Annotated in this window: 15 protein-coding genes; 11 read left to right on the top strand and 4 right to left on the bottom strand. The window is 69.1% G+C overall.

From position 1 onward, the window contains the following. Nucleotides 1-58 precede the first annotated feature (58 nt). The 3 genes from recF to dnaA all read right to left on the bottom strand — a co-directional run bounded on the left by recF (nt 59) and on the right by dnaA (nt 3,856). Nucleotides 59-1,141: a DNA replication/repair protein RecF gene (gene recF / locus ACFO6Q_RS06225; RefSeq protein ID WP_380019717.1), complete on the bottom strand. Its 1,083-nt coding sequence runs from the start codon at nt 1,139-1,141 to the stop codon at nt 59-61. Between the two features lie 58 nt (nt 1,142-1,199). After that, nucleotides 1,200-2,300 carry a DNA polymerase III subunit beta gene (gene dnaN / locus ACFO6Q_RS06220; RefSeq protein WP_380019716.1) on the bottom strand — a complete coding sequence of 367 codons (1,101 nt, stop codon included), beginning with the start codon at nt 2,298-2,300 and terminating at the stop codon, nt 1,200-1,202. 230 nt (nt 2,301-2,530) lie between these two features. Then, a complete protein-coding gene (dnaA, locus tag ACFO6Q_RS06215; RefSeq protein ID WP_380019715.1) occupies nt 2,531-3,856 on the bottom strand; it encodes a chromosomal replication initiator protein DnaA in 1,326 nt (441 codons plus the stop codon). 251 nt (nt 3,857-4,107) lie between these two features. On the opposite strand from dnaA, the gene rpmH reads away from it, so the two are divergent. The 6 genes from rpmH (at nt 4,108) to ACFO6Q_RS06185 (ending at nt 14,111) form a co-directional block, all read left to right on the top strand. Continuing rightward, nucleotides 4,108-4,248 carry a 50S ribosomal protein L34 gene (gene rpmH, locus ACFO6Q_RS06210; protein ID WP_131993844.1) on the top strand — a complete coding sequence of 47 codons (141 nt, stop codon included), beginning with the start codon at nt 4,108-4,110 and terminating at the stop codon, nt 4,246-4,248. 16 nt (nt 4,249-4,264) lie between these two features. Beyond that, complete coding sequence (gene rnpA, locus ACFO6Q_RS06205) at nt 4,265-4,648, top strand: ribonuclease P protein component (RefSeq protein WP_380019714.1); 384 nt, start codon at nt 4,265-4,267, stop codon at nt 4,646-4,648. Nucleotides 4,649-4,770: 122 nt separating this feature from the next. Next, nucleotides 4,771-6,468 carry a membrane protein insertase YidC gene (yidC, locus tag ACFO6Q_RS06200; protein WP_380019713.1) on the top strand — a complete coding sequence of 566 codons (1,698 nt, stop codon included), beginning with the start codon at nt 4,771-4,773 and terminating at the stop codon, nt 6,466-6,468. A gap of 7 nt (nt 6,469-6,475) precedes the next feature. Next, complete coding sequence (gene mnmE / locus ACFO6Q_RS06195) at nt 6,476-7,810, top strand: tRNA uridine-5-carboxymethylaminomethyl(34) synthesis GTPase MnmE (protein WP_380019711.1); 1,335 nt, start codon at nt 6,476-6,478, stop codon at nt 7,808-7,810. A 176-nt stretch (nt 7,811-7,986) separates the two neighbouring features. After that, nucleotides 7,987-9,033 (top strand): virulence RhuM family protein, encoded by a 1,047-nt coding sequence (locus ACFO6Q_RS06190; RefSeq protein WP_380019710.1) that lies wholly within the window; start codon nt 7,987-7,989, stop codon nt 9,031-9,033. A gap of 239 nt (nt 9,034-9,272) precedes the next feature. Further along, complete coding sequence (locus ACFO6Q_RS06185) at nt 9,273-14,111, top strand: ExeM/NucH family extracellular endonuclease (RefSeq protein WP_380019708.1); 4,839 nt, start codon at nt 9,273-9,275, stop codon at nt 14,109-14,111. 54 nt (nt 14,112-14,165) lie between these two features. On the opposite strand, the gene ACFO6Q_RS06180 is transcribed toward ACFO6Q_RS06185, so the two are convergent. Further along, nucleotides 14,166-15,062, bottom strand: coding sequence for a TraB/GumN family protein (locus ACFO6Q_RS06180; RefSeq protein WP_380019706.1), 897 nt, complete (start codon nt 15,060-15,062; stop codon nt 14,166-14,168). Between the two features lie 87 nt (nt 15,063-15,149). Here ACFO6Q_RS06180 and ACFO6Q_RS06175 point away from each other — a divergent pair, with 87 nt between their 5' ends. The 5 genes from ACFO6Q_RS06175 to ACFO6Q_RS06155 form a co-directional block, all read left to right on the top strand. Continuing rightward, nucleotides 15,150-15,851, top strand: coding sequence for a glutathione S-transferase N-terminal domain-containing protein (locus tag ACFO6Q_RS06175; protein ID WP_380019705.1), 702 nt, complete (start codon nt 15,150-15,152; stop codon nt 15,849-15,851). Nucleotides 15,852-16,119: 268 nt separating this feature from the next. Next, on the top strand, nt 16,120-18,372 hold the full coding sequence (locus tag ACFO6Q_RS06170; protein WP_380019704.1) for a S9 family peptidase: 2,253 nt from the start codon (nt 16,120-16,122) through the stop codon (nt 18,370-18,372). A gap of 9 nt (nt 18,373-18,381) precedes the next feature. Then, complete coding sequence (locus ACFO6Q_RS06165) at nt 18,382-18,795, top strand: VOC family protein (RefSeq protein ID WP_380019703.1); 414 nt, start codon at nt 18,382-18,384, stop codon at nt 18,793-18,795. Next, nucleotides 18,782-19,213, top strand: coding sequence for an EamA family transporter (locus ACFO6Q_RS06160; RefSeq protein WP_380019702.1), 432 nt, complete (start codon nt 18,782-18,784; stop codon nt 19,211-19,213). Before ACFO6Q_RS06165 ends, ACFO6Q_RS06160 begins: the two co-directional genes overlap by 14 nt. A 189-nt stretch (nt 19,214-19,402) precedes the next feature. Next, nucleotides 19,403-19,909: winged helix-turn-helix domain-containing protein (locus ACFO6Q_RS06155; RefSeq protein ID WP_380019701.1), on the top strand; the 507-nt coding region annotated here is incomplete at its 3' end.

Below are 19,909 nucleotides of genomic sequence, written 5' to 3'. Positions count from 1 at the left end.
GCGCACGCCGTGGAGCGCGCGAGACGCGCTGGGAAGTCGGAAAGGGACAACCGACGAATTATAGCAGCCTCGTTACACGACCTTGTTCCACGTGGAACCTTCCGATCGGCTGCCCCGCCTGCGCAAGCGCCGGCGACTCCTCGGTCCCCGTCACCAGCACCTGCGCGCCGGTGGCCGCGAGGATGCCGAGCATCCTGTTCTGGTGCGGCAGGTCCACCTCGGCAGCGAGGTCGTCCAGGCCGATGACCGGCCATTCGCCGGTCGTTTCCGCATGCAGCCGCGCCTGCGCCATGACGCAGGTGAACGCACAGAGCTTCTCCTGCCCCCGCGACAGATGCTCGCGGCGCGGCGCGTTCTCGAAGCCAAGGGACCAGTCGGCCCGATGCGGTCCCGCACCCGTGTGGCCGCGCATCCGGTCGCGATCACGCTGGACGGCCAGCACCTCCTCCAGCGACAGCCCGTCGTCGAATCCGGGATGGAACTGCAGGCGCGGAGCGCCCAGTTCCGGCAGCAATTCCCCCGACAACTGCGCCAGGTGCGGCAGCAAGGCCTCGAAATAACGCCGCCGCATGCGCGAGAGCGGCTCCGCCGCCAGCGCCAGCTCGTGATCCCAGGTGTCCAGATCCACAGAACTGCCACCCTCGGTCCTCAGCAGCGCATTGCGCTGGCGCAAGGCGCGCTGGTAGCGGCGCCAGTCGGCCAGGAAGGTCTGTTCCACGTGGAACACACCCCAGTCGAGGAAGCGACGTCGTTCCTCGGAGGGGCCGGCGATCAGCTCATGCGAGCCCGGCTCGAAGCACAGCACGGCGACGTGGCGGACCAATTCCCCGATCGCGACACTCTCGCGATTCAGCCGCGCCTCCAGCCGCCCGGCCGTGCGCGCGATGCCGACCCGCTCCAGCGTAGCGCCGGACTTGAGCAATTCGCCGTAGATCGAGAAGCCGCCCGAGCCGCGTCGCGTCAGGGCGTCGCGCGCGGCGCTGCGGAACGAGCGCCCGTGCGAGAGCAGGAAGGCGGCTTCGAGCAGGCTGGTCTTGCCGGCGCCGTTGGCGCCGAGGAACAGATTCCAGCCGGGAAGGAGATCGAGATCCAGCGCCTGGATCAGGCGCAGGTTCTCGATGCGGAGCTGCTTGAGCTGCACGGGCGGATTCGGCCGAACCCGCAGCCGCGAGCCGCGGAGGGCTGCTGCTCGCCGTCGGTCAGAGGCGCAGCGGCATGATGACGTGGCGCGTGTCTTCCGACTCCGGCTTGCGCATCAGGCAGCTGGACTGGCCGTCGCGCAGGCACAGCAGCACTTCCTCGCCACCGAGCGCGCCGAGCGCGTCGAGCAGGTAGTTCACGTTGAAGCCGACGCTGAGCTCGGCCACGCCGGTCTTGGCCTCGACTTCCTCGACGGCTTCTTCCTGTTCGGGGTTATGCGCCACGATGCGCAGGCGATTCGGCCCGACTTCGAGCTTCACGCCGCGGTACTTCTCGTTGGAGAGAATCGCCGCACGCTGCAGAGCCGAGCGCAGGTCGTCGCGCTGCACGCGCACTTCCTTGTCGGCACCGATCGGAATGACCGCTTCGTAGTCCGGGAAGCGGCCATCGATCAGTTTCGAGGTGAAGGTGACTTCACCACGACGCACGCGCAGGTGATTGCGCGCGAATTCGAGTTCGACCGTGCCCTCGCCCGGCTCGAACAGGCCCTGCAGTTCGATGATGCCCTTGCGCGGCACGATCACCTGCCGCGGCGAGGAGATCTTGGTGTCCACGCGCGTCTCGGCCAGGGCCAGACGGTGGCCGTCGGTAGCCACGCAGCGCAGCACCTGCTCGCGCAGATCCAGCAGCATGCCGTTGAGGTAGTAGCGCACGTCCTGGTGCGCCATCGCAAAGCCGGTGCGGTCCATCAGCTCCTTCAGCGTGGCTTCGGACAGGCTGACGCGTTCCACCAGGTCGATGTTTTCGATGACCGGGAATTCCGTTGCCGGCAGGGTCGCCAGGGTGAAGCGGCTGCGCCCGGCGCTGACCGTGACCCGTTCACCGTTCTGCTCGAGCTTGATGCGGCAACCGTCCGGTAGCGCGCGACAGATGTCGAACAGCTTGCGCGCCGGAATGGTGACTTCGCCGGCGACGAGGTCGTCGGCTTCGGTGCGCGCGACCATCTCCACTTCGAGGTCGGTACCGGTCAGCGAAACGCCGCCGGCATCGACGACCACCAGGAGATTCGCCAGCACGGGCAAGGTCTGTCGACGCTCCACCACGCCGACGACATGCTGCAGCCGTTTCAGGAATGCCTCGCGCTGGATGCTGAATCGCATGGTCTTCCGGTCCCTGTCGTTGATTTCTTTGGTATGTGGAACGTTTGGTTTTGGTTGGTGCTGTGCGCAACTGCGAATCGGCTGAAATTATATTTTATTTCAATCGCTTGCAGAAGAATTTCCAGCTGGAAAACGTGCCCGCTCCGCTGTGGAACGTCTGTGGATAATACTGGGCGCCTTCAATCCGCACAGCTTGTCCACAGGCTGAGCCGCGACTTTCCCACCGCCACTCACTCGGTCAGCATTCTCAACAGCTTTTCCCAGTCCTGGCGCAGCTTGCCGTCGGTCTCGCGCAGATCGCGGATCGTGCGGCAGGCGTGCAGAACGGTGGTGTGGTCCCTTCCGCCGAACGCATCGCCGATTTCCGGCAGGCTGTGTTCGGTCAGTTCCTTCGCCAGCGCCATCGCCATCTGCCGCGGCCGCGCGATCGAGCGGCTGCGCTTGGCCGACAACAGGTCGGTGAGGCGCAACTGATAGTAGTCTGCCACGGTCTTCTGGATGTTGGGGATGGTGATCGCCTGGGCGTGCACGGTGAGCAGATCGCGCAGCGTCTCCTGGGCGAACTCGGGGCTGATGCGGCGCCCCTCGAAGTTCGCGCGCGCCACCAGCGTGTTAAGCGCACCCTCGAGATCGCGCACGTTCGAGCGCATGCGCTTGGCCATCAGCACCGCCACCTCTTCCGGCAGCTCCACGCCCTTGGCCTGTGCCTTGGCCAGCACGATCGCCGCGCGCGTCTCGAAGTCGGGCGGCTCGATCGCCACGCTCAGACCCCAGCCCAGGCGCGACTTCAGCCGCGGCTCGAGGTTGTCCACTTCCTTCGGATAGCGGTCGCAGGTCAGGATGATCTGCTGCTTGCCCTCGAACAGTGCGTTGAAGGTGTGGAAGAACTCCTCCTGCGTGGTGTTCTTGCCGGCGAAGAACTGGATGTCGTCGATCAGCAGCGCGTCGACGCTGCGGAAACGCCGCTTGAAGTCGTCCATGTTCTTCTGCTGCAGCGCGCGCACCATGCCGCTGACGAACTGCTCCGAGCGCAGGTACAGCACCTTCACGTCGGGGCGGTTGGCGCGCATCAGGTTGCCGGCCGCGTGCATCAGATGGGTCTTGCCCAGGCCGGTGCCGCCGTACAGCAGCAGCGGGTTGTAGGCGCGGCCCGGGTTCTGCGCGACCTGCATCGCGGCGGCCTTGCCGAGCTGGTTCGACTTGCCCTCGACGAAGGTTTCGAAGGTGTAGTTCGGGTCGAGGTTGGATTCGACGCCGCGCTCGGGCGTCGCCGGCTTCGTGCTGCGCAGGGCGGGCCGGGCCGCGTCGCGCGCGCTCGGCCGCACGCCGACCTGCAGGTCGACCGCGACCGGCGCGCCGCCGATCAGCTCGAGCACGCGCAGGATCGGATCAAGGAACCGCTCGCGCACGGTTTCCATCGTGTAGGCGTTGGGCGCCCACAGCGTCAGGCCACCCTCGCCTTCGCTGACCTGCAGCGGGGCGAGGTACATTTGGACGTCCTCGACGCTGAATTCCGCCTCCAGGCGGGACAGGCAGCGTCGCCAAAGATCACTCATGAGTCTTGCGGTTCCAGAAAAAGAAAGGCGGGAAGGCGGGAGCGCCGGCGTCCGCGATGCGGCGCGGCGGGCAGAAGCGGAAGTCTAGCAGTGCCGGACCGACCCCGCGGCCGCGCTCGCCGCCGTGACGGCCGCCGTCGTGCGGCGTGCGGCGCGGCCCGGTGGTCGAGCCGGCGCGGTCGCCGCGCTTGACGTGGCGGCTCGCGCAGGCCTATCATCCGCGCCCTTTTTTGCATCCCGGCGTTACAGCGATGGCCACCAAGCGCACCTACCAGCCGAGCAACCTCAAGCGCGTGCGCGACCACGGCTTCCGTGCCCGCATGAAGACCCGTGGTGGCCGCAAGGTCATCAACGCGCGTCGCGCCAAGGGCCGCAAGCGTCTCGCGGTCTGATTCCGCGTTTGAACGCGTGAGCGCGCCGGCTCCGTTTCCGCGCGCCGCGCGTCTGCTGACCCCCAAGGATTTCGCCCGCCTGCGCGGCATCAGCCGCCGGGTGGGCTCGCGTCATTTCAGCGCCGAAGTCGCCGCCAACGATCTCGACGGCGCACGCCTCGGGCTGGCCGTCTCGCGCCGCGTCTCCAAGAAGGCCGTGCGCCGCAACCGCATCAAGCGACTCGCGCGTGAAAGTTTCCGCCGCGCACGCGCCGGCCTTCCCGCGGTGGACGTGCTGGTGATCGCGCGCGGCAGTGCGGACCTCGAAGCGAACGCGGAACTGCGCGCCGAACTCGAACGCCTGTGGCGCCGCATCGCGACGTTGAACGCCACCGACGCCACCGGCACAATGCGCGACTGACTCTTTCGACCTCGCGCGATCCCTGCGCGGGCCATCCACGCCTCCAGCCATCGTTTCGGCCACGCGCCCGGCGCGGAACCGCGCCCTGCAGGCGACCTGCCTTCGCGTCAACAGACCGTGTCATGACAAGCCCGCGCAATTTTCTCCTGATCGCCCTGCTGTTCCTCGGCTACCTGCTCTGGATGCAGTGGCAGGAGGACTACAACAAGCCGCCTGCCGCACCGGTCGCCTCGACGTCCGCCGCTGCCGGCGAAACGCCGGCGGTGCCCTCGGGCGCCGACGTGCCGAACGCGGCCGCGCCGGCCGCCGCCCCCGGCGTGCCGGACACCGCAGCGCCGACCACCACTGCCGCGCCGAACGTGGTGGTGACCACCGACCTGCTGCGCGTGGAGATCAACCCGCGCGGCGGCAGCGTGGTCGTCGCCGACCTGCTCGCCTATCCGCAGCAGCCCAAGGACTTCGCCCATCCGGTGCGTCTGCTCGACGACCGCGCGCCGACCTACTTCGTCGCGCAGAGCGGCCTGGTCAGCGCGAACGCCGCCGCGCCCGACCATCAGGCGACCTTCAGCGCGGAGAAGAACGCCTATTCGCTCGCCGACGGCGCCGACACGCTCGAGGTGCCGCTGACCTGGACCGATCCGTCCGGCCTGCAGGTGCGCAAGGTGTTCGTCTTCAAGCGTGCCAGCTACGTGATCGAGCAGCGCCAGGACATCACCAACGGCACCGCCGCGAACTGGAACGGCAATGCCTACCGTCAGCTGCAGCGCGTGCCGCCGGTGTACGACACCAGCGGCATCAAGGGCTACACCAACACCGAGCACTACAGCTTCGCCGGCGCCGCCTGGTACAGCCCGACGGACAAGTTCCAGAAGCTGAAATTCGATCATTTCGAGAAGGAACCGCTCGACAAGGGCGTGACCGGCGGCTGGGCCGCGATGCTGCAGCACTACTTCTTCGCCGCGTGGATTCCGCCCGCCGCGGAAACCGACCAGTACGCCACCAAGGTGGTGCCGGTCGGCGACGCCAAGCGCTACCTGATCCGCACGCTGTCGCCGCCGATCGCGCTCGCGCCGGGCGAGACCAAATCCGACAGCGCGCGCCTGTACGTCGGTCCGAAGCTGCAGAGCACGCTCGACGAGGTCGCGCCGGGCCTGTCGCTGACGGTCGACTACGGCATCTTCACCGTGATCGCCGAACCGCTGCACTGGATCCTCGCGCAGCTGCACAAGCTGACCGGCAACTGGGGCCTGGCGATCATCCTGCTGGTGCTGCTGATCAAGGCCGCGTTCTTCAAGCTCAGCGAGACGCAGTTCCGCTCGATGGCGAAGATGCGCAAGCTGCAGCCGCGCATCGAGGCGCTGAAGGAACGCTACGGCGACGATCGCCAGAAGCTCAACCAGGCGATGCTCGAGCTGTACCAGAAGGAGAAGGCCAACCCGCTCGCCGGCTGCCTGCCGATGCTGGTGCAGATGCCGGTGTTCTTCGCGCTGTACTGGGTGCTGCTGGAAAGCGTCGAGCTGCGCCAGGCGCCGTTCCTGGGCTGGATCCAGAACCTGTCCGCGCCTGATCCGTACTACGTGCTGCCGGTCCTCAACGGCCTGGTCATGGTCGCCACCTCGTTCCTCAGCCCGACCACCGGCATGGATCCGACCCAGGCCAAGATGATGAAGATCATGCCGGTGATCTTCTCGGTGCTGTTCGCGTTCTTCCCGGCGGGCCTGGTGCTGTACTGGACCGCCAACGGCGGCCTGTCGCTGCTGCAGCAGTGGATCATCACCAAGCGCGTGGAAGCGGGCGAGGCGAAAGCCGCCAAGGCTTGATGGTTCCATGACCGACACCATCGCCGCCGTCGCCAGTGCGTCCGGCATCGGTGGTGTCGGCGTGCTGCGCATCTCCGGCCCGCTGGCACCGGTGATCGCGCAGACCCTGCTCGGGCGCGAGCCGCGCGAGCGCCATGCGCACTACGCGGCCTTCCGCGACGCGGACGACGCACTGATCGACCGTGGCCTGCTGCTGGCGTTCCGCGCACCGCGCTCCTACACCGGCGAACACGTGCTCGAATTGCAGACGCACGGCAGCCCGGTGGTGCTGCGCCTGCTGCTCGCGCGCGTGATCGAACTGGGCGCGCGCCACGCGCGGCCGGGCGAGTTCTCCGAACGCGCCTTCCTCAACGGCAAGCTCGATCTGGCCCAGGCCGAAGCCGTCGCCGACCTCGTCGCCAGCGGTTCGGCCGCGGCCGCGCGCGCGGCGCAGCGCAGCCTCGACGGCGAGTTCTCGCAGCGCGTGCGCGCGCTGGTCGAGGCCGTGGTGCGCCTGCGCGTGTGGATCGAGGCGGCGATCGACTTTCCCGAGGACGAAATCGACTTCCTCGCCGCGCCGCAGCTCGCCGCCGATCTCGCCGCGCTGCGCACGCGGCTCGACGAACTGCTCGCCGCCGCGCGCCGTGGCGTGCGCCTGGCCGACGGCCTGCACGTCGTCATCGTCGGCCGGCCGAACGTCGGCAAGTCGAGCCTGCTGAATGCGCTGGCGGCGAGCGAACGCGCGATCGTCACCGACGTTGCCGGCACCACGCGCGACGTCCTGCGCGAGACGCTCGACCTCGACGGCATCGCGCTGACCCTGGTCGACACCGCCGGCCTGCGCGAGGCCGCCGACGTCGTCGAGCGGGAAGGCATCCGCCGCGCGCGCGCCGAGCTGGAACGCGCGGACCTCGCGATCCTGGTCAGCGACGACACCCACGCGCAGGAGGACCTCGCCCTGCTGTCGGGCCTGCCCGCCGACGCGGCGCGGCTGGTCGTGCACAACAAGATCGACCTCGCCGCCGCGCCGCCGCGCGTGGAACGGCGCGACGGACGCCTGCACCTGTGGCTGTCGGCCACCAGCGGCATCGGTCTCGACGCGCTCGTCGACGAACTCAGGCGCAACGCCGGCGCCGAAGAAGGCGACGGCGCCTTCAGCGCGCGCGCGCGTCACGTCGCCGCGCTCGAACGCGCGCGCGGACATCTCGCGCTGGCCGCCGATGCGCTGCAGCGGCAGCGCGCCGGCGAACTCGCCGCCGAGGAACTGCGCCAGGTGCAGCACGCGCTCGGCGAGATCACCGGCCAATTCAGCAGCGACGATCTGCTCGGCGAGATCTTCGCCTCGTTCTGCATCGGCAAGTAGGATCGGCTCCGGGTGTACTTCGCTCAAACCGGACCGAGCGACCGACTCAGCGGCGAGAAATGCTGCAATGATGGCCCGCCTTTGCGAAGGCTCGGATCGAGGATCGCCTCAAGGGCGTTGGTCGCTTCGGCGAGAGAGACCACGCCGCGTAGCTCGCCTGGGAGAGGATACGAGACATGACCGATTCCCCCGCCCCGCCGACCAGCGAAGTGCTGTTGTACCGCACCGAAGACGGACGCGTGCGTGTGGAATGCCGCTTCGAGGGCGAAACGCTTTGGCTCACCCAGGCGCAAATGGCCGAACTGTTTCAAGTGACTGTGCCGACCATCAACGAGCACCTGAAAGGCATCTACGAGGAAGCTGAGTTGCTACCTGAACGAACTATTCGGAGTTACCGAATGGTTCGTGCGGAAGGCAAGCGCGAAGTGGCACGGGAGATTGCGCACTATGCCCTCGACACCGTGCTCGCCGTGGGCTACCGCGTGCGCTCGCCGCGCGGCACGGCCTTCCGTCAGTGGGCCACGGAACGCTTGCGGGAATATGTCGTCAAGGGTTTTGCACTGGACGATGTGCGCTTGAAGCAAGGTGGCGGCGGGCTGTACTTCGACGAACTGCTCGCGCGCATCCGTGACATCCGCGCTTCGGAAAAGATGTTCTGGCGCAAAGTGCTGGACATCTACGCCACCAGCATCGACTACGATCCTTCCGTCGAAGCTTCGCAGCGTTTCTTCGCCACGGTGCAGAACAAGATGCACTGGGCCGCGCATGGGCATACTGCTGCCGAAGTGGTCTATGCGCGCGCCGATGCCGGCAAGCCGAACATGGGGTTGACCGGCATCGGTGGCTCGCGCCTGACGCGGCAGGATGCGAGCATCGCCAAGAACTACCTCACCGAAACCGAACTGGACGGCTTGAATCGTATCGTCACGGCCTATCTGGATTTCGCCGAGTTGCAGGCCATGCGACGCAGCACCATGACGATGGCAGGCTGGATTGCCAAGCTGGACGACTTTCTACGCCTGTCCGAGCACGACATCCTCACCCATGCCGGACGCATCTCACACGAGGCGGCGTTGAAAAAGGCCGAAGGTGAGTTCGAAAGATTCCAGCGGCAGCAAGCCGCATTGCCCAGTCGTATCGAGCGCGATTTCGAGGCAGCGATCAAGGCATTCCCCACGGCTTCCGGAAAACGGCGTTCGCCGAAGAGGCCGGACGAGGCGTAGCGCTTCCACTACCGTCCGCTGCCGCCGCCGCGTAATTGCCCTGTCGCATCCGGCGGCCATGCTTGACAGGTAACCTACGCAATCGGATCGGCGGTCGTCGCAGGGGTGCGGCGTGCCGGCGGCCGATCGGGTTTTCGTCGTCTTTCTGATCCAGGGGTGAAATCGTGAGTCCGTTCCGTCTTCCGCGCTCGCCGTGGTTGCGAGTGTTTTGCCTGCGCGCGCCGCTGCGCGTCGCAGCCTTGGGTTTCCTGATCGCGCCGCCGGCGTTCGCACAGGTGTCGATGACGGCGCTCGACGTGCCGTACACGCAGAACTTCGACGCGCTGCCGGCGAGCGGCAGCACCACCTGGACCAACAACTCGACCCTGCCCGGCTGGTTCCATGCGCGCAGCGGCAGCGGCACGACGATCGTCGCCGACACGGGCGTCAGCAACAGCGGCAACCTGTACAGCTTCGGCGCCTCCGGTGACGGCGACCGCGCGCTCGGCTCGATCGGCTCGGGCAATGCGGCGGCCGGCGACTTCTACTGGGGCGTGCGGCTGCAGAACCACACCGGCGGCACGATCACCTCGCTCGACGTCACCTACACCGGCGAGCAGTGGCGCAACGGCGGCGCGACCGGAACGGCCGCGCAGCAGACGCTCGCGTTCTCCTATCTGGTCGGCACGCCGACCGTCAGCGGTTCGCTGGCCGAGTTCACCTCGCCCGGCAGCGCGGTCGCCGCGCTGGATTTCGTCAGCCCGATCACTACGGCCACGGCCGGTGCCTTGAACGGCAATCTGGCCGCGAACCGCAGCGTGCGCACGGCGACGATCAGCGGGCTGAACATCCCCGACGGCGCCGAAGTCATGCTGCGCTGGGCCGATCCGAACCACACCGGCAACGACCACGGCCTGTCGGTCGACGACTTCAGCGTCACGCCGCACGGCGACAGCGCGCAGCCTGCGCTGTCGATCGACGACGTCGCGCAGGTCGAAGGCAACTCCGGCACCAGCGTGTTCCGCTTCACCGTGAGCCTGTCCGAACCGGCAGCGGCCGGCGGCGTCACGTTCGACATCGCCACCGCCGATTCCGGCGCGACCGCGCCGTCGGACTACGTCGCGCGCGCGCTGACCGCGCAGACGATCCCGGCCGGCAGCAGCAGCTACACGTTCGACGTGACCGTCAACGGCGACACCCAGCCGGAAGCGGACGAGGCGTTCTCGGTCAACCTGTTCAACGTCGTCGGCGCGCGCGTCGAAGTCGGCACCGGCATCGGCACGATCCTCAATGACGACGGCGGCACCCTGCTCAGCGTCGACGACGTGAGCCACGTCGAAGCCGACAGCGGCACCACCACGTACACGTTCACGGTCAGCCTGTCCGAGCCGGCGCCGTCGGGCGGCGTCACGTTCGACATCGCCACTGCCGACGGCACCGCGACGGTACCCTCGGACTACGTCGCGCGCGCGCTCACCGGCCAGACCATCGCCGCCGGCAGCAGCAGCTACACGTTCGACGTGACCGTCAACGGCGATACTTCGCCCGAGCCGGACGAGACCTTCTTCGTGCGCGTCACCAACCTCGTCGGCGCGATCGCCGGCGACGCCGAAGGCCGCGGCACGATCGTCAACGACGACATCCAGAACGGCGAACGCATCCACGACGTGCAGGGCAACGGTGCGAACTCGCCGATGATCGGCGCGACGGTGTCGGTGGAAGGCGTGGTGACCGCGACCTACCAGGGCACCAACCTGGCCGGCTTCTTCCTGCAGGAGGAAGACGCCGACGCGGACGCCGACCCGGCCACCTCCGAGGCGATCTTCGTGTACTGCAGCGCCTGCCCGGTGACGGTGTCCGAAGGCCAGCGCGTGCGCGCGGCCGGCAGCGTGTCGGAATACTTCGGCATGACGCAGATCACCGCGTCGACGCCGGCGAGCGTGACCGTGACCGACGCCGGCAACCACCTGTCCGAGGTGACGCCGGCGCCGATCGCGCTGCCGATCGTCGGCGACGTGAACGCCTTCTACGAGGCACGCGAAGGCATGCTGGTGACCTACACCGACACGCTGCTGGTGTCGGAATACTTCCAGCTCGCGCGCTTCGGCCAGGTCATCCTGTATCCGGGCCAGCGCCCGCGCCAGTTCACCGAGACCAGCGCGCCGAGCAGCTCGGGCTACAGCGCGCACCTGGCCGACCTGGCGCGCCGCCGCGTGATCCTCGACGACACCAACAACGTCGACAACTGGCCGCTGACCCTGCCCGAAGGCAGCCAGTACATGTACCACCCGCACGCCAACGGCGGCTTCTCAGCCGGCACGCAGGGCGCGGACTTCTTCCGCGGCGGCGACCAGGTCGCCAACCTGACCGGCGTGCTGCACTGGTCCTTCGCCGGCGCCAGCGGCACCGACGCGTGGCGCATCCGTCCGACCGTGGCGCGCCCGGCCACCTTCACCGCGGCCAACCCGCGCCCGGCCTCGGCGCCGACCGTCGGCGGCGCGATCAAGGCGGTCGGCCTGAACGTGCTGAACTACTTCACGACCATCGACACCACCGCCAGCACCTCGTCCGGTCCCTGCGGTCCGTCCGGCGGCATGGACTGCCGCGGCGCCGACAGCGCGGCGGAACTGGCGCGCCAGCGCGAGCGCACCTCGATCGTGGTGTGCGGCCTGAACCCCGACGTCGCCGGCCTGATGGAGATCGAGAACGACGCAGCGCAGAACGCGATCATCGACCTGGTCGCCGCGATCAACACGCGCTGCGGCGGCGCGCATCCGTACGCCCGCGTGAACACCGGCGGCGCGATCGGCACCGATGCGATCCGCGTCGCGCTGATCTATCGCTCCGGCGTGCTGTCGCCGGTCGGTTCGCCGCTGGTGGACACCAACGCGATCAACAACCGTCCGCCGCTCGCGCAGACCTTCGAGGTCGTCGACGCGGCCAATCCGGCGCTCGGCGAGCGCTTCACCGCGATCGCCAACCATCTCAAGTCCAAGAGCTGCTCGGGCGCCGGCGGTGCCGACGCCGACGCCGGCGACGGCCAGTCGTGCTACGCCTCGCGCCGCACGCAGCAGGCCACGCGCCTGCTCAGCTGGATCAACTCGACGGTGATCCCGGCCGCCGGCGACAGCGACGTGTTGCTGCTCGGCGACTTCAACTCGAACGCGAAGGAAACGCCGATCGCCACGCTCGCCGCCGGCGGCTACGAAGACCTGCTCGCCAGCCGCACGCCGGGCGAGTACTCGTACCTGTTCGACGGCCAGCTCGGCCATCTCGACTACGTCTTCGCCAGCGCCAGCCTCGGCAGCAAGGTCGTCGGCGTCGCGCCGTGGCACGTCAACGCCGACGAAGTGCCGGTGTTCGACTACAACGACGACGTCAAGGACGCCGGCGAGGCGGCCTACGAGGAGGAGCCCAACGGTTCGGCGATGACTCCGCCGCGCAACCTGTACGAGCCGGGCACGCCGTTCCGCGCCTCCGACCACGATCCGGTGCTGGTCGGCCTGTTCGCCACCGGCGGCAGCGGCAGCGACCTCTCCGTCAGCATCGTCGATTCGCCCGATCCGGTCGTCGCCGGCGCCAACCTCACCTACGCGATCACGCTGGCCAACGCCGGCCCGACCGCGGCCTCGGCGGCGACGCTGACCGACACCCTGCCGGCCGGCACGAGCTTCGTCTCGCTCGCCTCCGCCGGCGGCTGGAGCTGCACGACGCCGGCCGTCGGCGCGAGCGGCACGGTCAGCTGCAGCAATGCTTCGTTCGCGCCGGGCAATGCGGGCTTCACGCTGGTAGTCAAGGTCGCCGCGGACGTCGCCGGCGGCACGCAGATCGCCAACACGGTCAGCGCCGCCTCGAGCACCAGCGATCCGAATCCGGCCAACGACAGCGCCACGGCGACGACCACCGTGCAGGCGGCGCCGCAGGGCCAGCTCACCATCAAGCCGACCGCGCACGACTTCGGCGAACTGACCGTCGGCACCGGCAGCGCGCCGGTGGTGGTGACGCTGGCCAATAGCGGCGGCGCCACGCTGCAGGTGACGGCGCTGACGGCGCCGACCGCACCGTTCGCGCGCAGCGGCGGCAGCTGCGCCGCGACCGCGCCGATCACGCTCGGTGCCGGCGCGAACTGCACGCTGACCTACACCTTCTCGCCGACCGCGGCGGGCGCGGCCAGCCAGACGCTGACGGTCACCGCCGACGCGCCCGGCAGCGGCACGATTACGCTGTCGGGTACGGGCACCGATGCCGTGGCGCAGGCCGACATCGCCGTGGCGATCACCGACGGGCGCGAGTACGCGCGCGTCGGCGACACGCTGGACGCGGTCATCACGGTCTCCAACATCGCCGGCAAGGCGACCGCCACCGTGCAGGTGCACGACGCGCTGCCGGCCGAACTGGCCGACGGCAGCTGGACCTGCACGCCGAGCGGCGGCGCGAGCTGCGCCGGCGGCAATGGCGACGAACTCGTCGACAGCGCCACGCTGCCGCCGGGTGCGCAGGCGGTGTACACCTACTCGGCCACGGTGCAGGGCGGCGCCGGCGAGGTCATCGTGCACACGGCGACCGCGACGGTCGGCGGCGGCACGGTCGATCCGAACCCGGCCAACAACAGCGCCAGCGACACGCCGGCCACGGTCATCGTGATCTTCCGCGACGGCTTCGACGACGCGGCCGCGACGCAGAAGCTCGACGGCCACGCCGATGCGGACGGCTTTGTCAGCGCGCAGCTGCAGGTCGAGGCGGCGCTGCTCGACCGGCTCGGCCCGATGCCGGTGGTCGTCGCGCGCGGCGACGCCGCCGGCGGACAGGTGCTCGCGGTCGAACTGGCCCGCTTCGGCGCGCAGGCCGTGCTGCGGCTGACGCTGCACGACGCGCACGGTCGCCCGCTGCGCAGCGCGTGGCGCACGGTCGAACTCGCCGCGACTCCGCTCGACCTGGCCTGGCAGCCGGCCGCCGCCGGACACGAGGACGGCTACGTGCGTCTGGCGGCCGGTGCGGTGTCGCTGGACGTGACCGAGCGCAGCGAACCGGCCCGCCTGCTGCGCCTGCGCATCACCCAGCTCGACGGCACGCCCTGGCTGACGTTGCTGCCGCAGTGAGGCCATCCCGGCGCGGAGTCCATGCGGGCTCCGCGCCGCGGCGGAACGAAGCGTTCAATCGGGCGACTCCGGCTTCGCGTCCGTCGAGGCAGTCGCCTCGACCGCCGGCGGCGACGCGGTGAAGCGCGGCAGGCTCAGCGTGCCGACGTAGCCCTTCCCGTCCGGCTGTGCGGCCATGCGCAGCGAGGCGTCGCCGGGGGCGCGGTCCGCGCCGAAGCGATAGACGCCGCAGTCCGGATTGCAGACCCAGCTCGAGCCGGTCGGCGCGCCGACGTCGACCGACAGCGGCGACAGGTCGCGCAGATGCCAGCCGAGAAATTCCTGCTGCGCGTTCCACGGTGCGCCGCGGCCGATGCGTGCGTGGTAGTTGCCCATCAGCGCGACCGCGCGCCGGTGCCGCTCGGTGCTCAGCGCGGTGCGCAGGGCCTGCGCCATGCGCGCGTCGCGGTCGCCCGCGCTGCCGTCTTCGGCCACGTCGTCGAAGCACACGACGTGGATGTCGCGGCCGCTGCGGCGCAGCGCGCGGACGGCGTCGATCAGCTGCAGCATCGCTTCGCTGGAGCGGCCGTCCTGCAGCTCGCGCGTCCAGAACGCGCCGCCCGTCAGCGCGGCGCGCGCCCTGGCGCCGCCGTCCGATCGCAGGAACGCCTCGATGCGCTCCTGTTCCTGGCGCGGGATCTCCAGCCCGAGCAGCCACGGCCGGCCGCTGCCCTGGCGCAGCATCGACGCCAGCAGCGCGGGCGTCTCCTGCGTGCCGTGGATTTCGCCGATCAGCAGCGGACGCAGGGCGTCGGCCTGCGCGAGCAGATCACGCGCGGCGGTCTCCACGACGCGGTCGGGCGTGGCCGCCTCCGCCACCACCGGCGAGGCGATCAGCACGGCCAGCAGGAAGGCGCGGGGGCCTCCACCGCCGGGCGGCGCGGTCCACGGGCGCAACCAGGGGTTGTTCATCGGCGGCGACTCGGCAGGGACATCGGTGGATAAAACGCACAATCGCCCCCATTCGGATCATCCCGCCCCAAAAAACCGAGCCAACCCATGATCGACCTGCACTACTGGCCGACGCCGAACGGCCACAAGATCACCCTGTTCCTGGAAGAAGCCGGCCTGCCGTACCGGATCGTGCCGGTCGACATCGGCAAGGGCGACCAGTTCAAGCCCGACTACCTGGCGATCTCGCCGAACAACAAGATGCCGGCGATCGTCGACCACGCGCCGGCCGACGGCGGCGCGCCGGTCAGCGTGTTCGAGTCCGGCGCGATCCTGCTCTACCTCGCCGACAAGACCGGCCGCTTCATTGCGCAGGACCTGCGCGGGCGCAACGTCGTCAACGAGTGGCTGTTCTGGCAGATGGGCGGCCTCGGCCCGATGACCGGGCAGTACGGTCATTTCACCGTCTACGCGCCGGAGAAGATTCCGTACGCGATCGAGCGCTACACCAACGAGGCGCGCCGCCTGCTCGGCGTGCTCGACAAGCGCCTCGCCGGGCGCGCCTTCATCGCCGGCGACGACTACACGATCGCCGACATGGCGGCCTACCCATGGATCAGTCCGTACACGAAGGCGCCGATCGACCTCGCCGACTTCGCGCAGGTGCGCCGCTGGCACGCCGCGATCGCCGAACGGCCGGCGACGCAGCGCGCCTACGCGCGCGCGACGGAAGTGAATCCGTCGGCGGGCCAGCCGCTCAGCGAGGAAGAGAAGAAGATCCTGTTCGGGCAGGGCAGCCGGAAGTCCTGAAGAGTCGCCGGGCGCGGGTGGCTGGCAAGCGCTTCAATGGATGCCCGCGTGCGCGGGCATGACGTGGCGAGTGTGTCGAAGTAAGTGCGTTCGTGTGGGGAATGCGAAAGCCATTTTCTCGCAGAGGCGCGGAGGGCGCAGAGGAAAAATCTCTATCTCGGCGTTCTCTGCGCCTCTGCGAGAAATCGCTCTGCCATAGTTTCCCCCGGCGACCTTCCCATCTGCGTTCGCGGCTCGCGATAATCGGGGCGACTTTCCGGAGAAACGGATGCGCACCCTGCTGTTCGCCGCCGCCTTGGCGGCCAGTGTTCCCGCCATGGCCGAAAAACTGACGATCGACCGCCTCTACTCCGACCCGGACCTCAACGGTCCGAGCCCGCGTTCGCTGAAGATCGCGCCGGACGGCAGCCGCGTGACCTTCCTGCGCGGGCGCGCCGAGGACCAGAACCAGCTCGATCTGTGGCAGTACGAGATCGCCGGCGGCAAGACGCAGCGCCTGGTCGATTCGCTCGCGCTGGAAGAGCGCAAGGAACTGTCCGACGCGGAGAAGGCGCGGCGCGAGCGCGAACGCATCGCGCAGCTCAAGGGCATCGTCGCCTACCGCTGGGCACCGGATTCGAGGAAGCTGCTGTTCACCGTCGGCGAGCGCCTGTGGCTGTACGACTTCGACGCCGAGCCCGGCGCCCAGGCGCGCGCGCTGACGCCGGAAGGCTTCGAGGTCAACGACGCCAAGGTCTCGCCACGCGGCGGCTTCGTCTCCTTCGTCAGCCGGCAGAACCTCTACGCGATCGATCTCGCCAGCGGCAAGACGTACCCGCTCACGCGCGACGGCAAGGGCACGGTCCACAACGGCGAGGCGGAGTTCGTCGCGCAGGAGGAAATGGACCGCGCCACCGGCTACTGGTGGGCGCCGGACGATTCGTCGATCGCCTTCGAGCGCTACGACGAAGCGCCGGTCGACGTGGTCGAGCGCACCGAGGTCTACGCCGAGCGCAGCGAGACGATCGGCCAGCGCTACCCGGCCGCCGGACGGCCGAACGTCAGCGTGCGGATCGGCCTCGTCGCGCCGCGCGGCGGACGTACGCGCTGGATCGACGTGGAGGATCGAGAGCAGGGCGCGGTCGACGTCTACCTCGCGCGCGTGGACTGGAGGCCGGATGCGAAAGGCCTGGTCTACCAGCGCGAGAGCCGCGACCAGCGCCGCCTCGAGCTGATCGCCGTGGACGCCGCTTCGCGGCGGCAGCGCATGCTGCTGACCGAGACCAGCGCGACCTGGATCAACCTGCACGACGACCTGCGCTTCCTGAAGAACGAGGACGCCTTCGTCTGGGCCTCGGAGCGCGACGGCTACAAGCACCTGTACGTGTTCGGCCTCGACGGCAAGCAGCGCCGCCGCCTCACGCAAGGCGCGTGGGACGTCGACAAGCTGCTCGCGCTCGACGAGAAGAACGGCAAGGCGTACTTCGCTGCGAACCGCGACGATCCGCTGCAGCAGCAGGTCTACGCCGCCGCGCTCGACGGCAGCCAGGCCGACGGCGCCACGCGCGTCAGCGAAGACGACGGCTGGCACGAGGCGGTATTCGGCGAGAGCGCCGCGGCGTGGATCGACACCTACTCCGATCCGCGCACGCCGCCGCAGGTGTCGCTGCGCAAGCCCGACGGCAGCCGCATCGCCTGGATCGAGCACAACGAGCTGAAGGAAGGCCATCCGTATTGGCCGTATCGCGACACGCAGATCGTGCCGGAATTCGGGGCGCTCAAGAGCGAAGACGGCCAGGACCTGCACTACCGCGTCTACAAGCCGCTCGGCTTCGACGCGAAGAAAACGTATCCGGTGTTCATGACCTACTACGGCGGTCCCGGCCGCCAGTACGTCAGCAAGGCCTGGGGCGCGCATTTCGAGCAGTACATGGCGCAGCACGGTTACGTCGTGTTCGCGCTCGACAACCGCGGCACGCCGCGGCGCGGGCGCGCGTTCTCCGACGCGATCTTCAAGCGCCTGGGCAAGGCCGAGGTCGCCGACCAGATGGCCGGCGTCGCCTGGCTCGCGCAGCAGCCGTGGGTCGACGCCAAACGCATCGGCCTGTTCGGCTGGAGCTACGGCGGCTACCAGACGCTGATGCTGCTCGCCACGCATCCGGAATCGTTCGCCGCCGGCGTCGCGGTGGCGCCGGTCACCGACTGGCGCCTGTACGACACGCATTACACCGAACGCTATCTCGACACGCCGCAGAACAACGCGGACGGCTACGAGCAGTCCGGCGTGCTGCACTGGCTGGCCGGCATCCGCTCCGGTGCGCTTCTGCTCGTGCACGGCATGGCCGACGACAACGTGCTGTTCGCCAACTCGACCAAACTCATGGCCGCGCTGCAGCAGCGCGGCACGCAGTTCGAGCTGATGACCTATCCGGGCGGCAAGCACGGGCTGTCGACGCCTGCGATGAAGAAGCACGTCTACACGCTGATCGCGGGTTTCTTCGACGCCAAGCTGAAACCGGCCGCGGCCGGAACGCCGAAGTGAGCTAGCCCGATGAGCGCGACGATCGGCGGCCTTGCTCACGTCAACCTGCGCGGGCCGGAAGAACTGATCGAGCGCCTGCGTCGGTTCTACCGCGACGTGATCGGTCTTTCCGAAGGTCCCCGGCCGCCGTTCCGCTCGCGCGGCTACTGGCTGTACGGCAGCGGCCGCGACCTGCTGCATCTGACGATCGACCCCAAGGCCGCTCCGGCGCGCGGCAGCGGCTGCCTCGACCACGTCGCCTTCGCCGTCACCGATCTCGCCGCGACGCTCGAACGCCTGGCCGCGGCCGGCGTCGCCTACGAGCGCGACGAGGTGCCGTCGCTCGGCCAGGTGCAGCTGTTCCTGACCGATCCGGCCGGCGTCGGCATCGAGCTGAACTTCACGGCGCAGGCATTTCGTCGAGGCGTGCATGAATCTGCGTGAGCCATGGCTGATCTACGCACTGGGTTCGGCGTTCTTCGCCGGCCTGACCGCCGTGCTCGGCAAGATCGGCGTGGCCGGCATCAACTCGAATCTGGCGACCTTCATCCGCACCGTCGTGATCCTCGGCGTGACGGCGGCGATCCTCAGCTGGCGCAGTGAATGGCGCGCACCCGCGCAGATCGACGCGAAGACCTGGCTGTTCCTGGTGCTGTCCGGCATCGCCACCGGTCTTTCGTGGCTGTGCTACTACCGTGCCCTGCAGCTCGGGCCGGTCGGCAAGGTCGCACCGATCGACAAGCTCAGCGTGGTGTTCGCGATCGTGCTCGGGCTGCTGTTCGTCGGTGAACGCCTGAGCTGGCCGGTCGCGGTCGGCGGCACGTTGATCCTCGCCGGCGCGATCGTCATCGCTTCGTTCTGAGCGGCGGCGCCACTTCGGCATTTCTCCACAATGCCTCGCCGTCGCCCGGTCCGGGTAGGATGCGGTACGGGGACGGCAGGCGCGTGCCACCGGGACCGAACCGGCGGCCGCGCGTCGCCGCGGAAGGTCTCGAAGGCCGTCGGGCGGCCGCTCGGCACACAAACCGGTCAAGCCGGCTAACCTTGGACGATGGCCCGTCTTCTCTACCGCTTCGGCGACTGCAGCGTCGATCCGGCGGCGCGCGAACTGCGCCGCGCCGGCACGCCGACGACGCTGTCGCCGAAAGTCTTCGACGTGCTCGCCTACTTGATCGACCATCGCGACCGCGCGGTCGGCCGCGACGAGCTGATCGCGGCGGTGTGGGGCCGCCTCGACGTCAGCGACGCGCTGCTCGGCCAGGTCGTGCTGAAGGCGCGCCGCGCGATCGGCGACACCGGCGACGAGCAGAACGCGATCCGCACGATCCCGCGCTTCGGCTATCGCTGGGTCGCCGAAGTCGAGGTCGAGGAGCGCGCCGATGCGCCGCGCGCGGCGGAAGTCGAGGCGCCGCCGCCGCAGGCCGAAGCGCAGGCGCCGGCCGCGGTCGACGTGGCGACGGACGCTCCGCCGAGATCGCGTGCCCGCGTCATCGCCGCCGCCGCGCTGTTCGCGCTGCTGGCGATCGCGGCCGCCGCCTACGTGCTCGGCCGCCGCGCC

The organism is Dokdonella ginsengisoli, assembly GCF_042652785.1.
Lineage (GTDB): Bacteria > Pseudomonadota > Gammaproteobacteria > Xanthomonadales > Rhodanobacteraceae > Dokdonella_A > Dokdonella_A ginsengisoli.
This window is presented reverse-complemented; position numbering and strand designations above follow the sequence as displayed.

What these genes read in the sequence shown, in the direction of transcription:
- dnaN (WP_380019716.1), bottom strand. Translation starts at nt 2,300, where the DNA reads ATGCGATTCAGCATCCAGCGCGAGGCATTCCTGAAACGGCTGCAGCAT.
- dnaA (WP_380019715.1), bottom strand. Translation starts at nt 3,856, where the DNA reads ATGAGTGATCTTTGGCGACGCTGCCTGTCCCGCCTGGAGGCGGAATTC.
- rpmH (WP_131993844.1), top strand. Translation starts at nt 4,108, where the DNA reads ATGGCCACCAAGCGCACCTACCAGCCGAGCAACCTCAAGCGCGTGCGC.
- yidC (WP_380019713.1), top strand. Translation starts at nt 4,771, where the DNA reads ATGACAAGCCCGCGCAATTTTCTCCTGATCGCCCTGCTGTTCCTCGGC.
- mnmE (WP_380019711.1), top strand. Translation starts at nt 6,476, where the DNA reads ATGACCGACACCATCGCCGCCGTCGCCAGTGCGTCCGGCATCGGTGGT.
- ACFO6Q_RS06190 (WP_380019710.1), top strand. Translation starts at nt 7,987, where the DNA reads ATGACCGATTCCCCCGCCCCGCCGACCAGCGAAGTGCTGTTGTACCGC.
- ACFO6Q_RS06180 (WP_380019706.1), bottom strand. Translation starts at nt 15,062, where the DNA reads ATGAACAACCCCTGGTTGCGCCCGTGGACCGCGCCGCCCGGCGGTGGA.
- ACFO6Q_RS06175 (WP_380019705.1), top strand. Translation starts at nt 15,150, where the DNA reads ATGATCGACCTGCACTACTGGCCGACGCCGAACGGCCACAAGATCACC.
- ACFO6Q_RS06170 (WP_380019704.1), top strand. Translation starts at nt 16,120, where the DNA reads ATGCGCACCCTGCTGTTCGCCGCCGCCTTGGCGGCCAGTGTTCCCGCC.
- ACFO6Q_RS06165 (WP_380019703.1), top strand. Translation starts at nt 18,382, where the DNA reads ATGAGCGCGACGATCGGCGGCCTTGCTCACGTCAACCTGCGCGGGCCG.
- ACFO6Q_RS06160 (WP_380019702.1), top strand. Translation starts at nt 18,782, where the DNA reads ATGAATCTGCGTGAGCCATGGCTGATCTACGCACTGGGTTCGGCGTTC.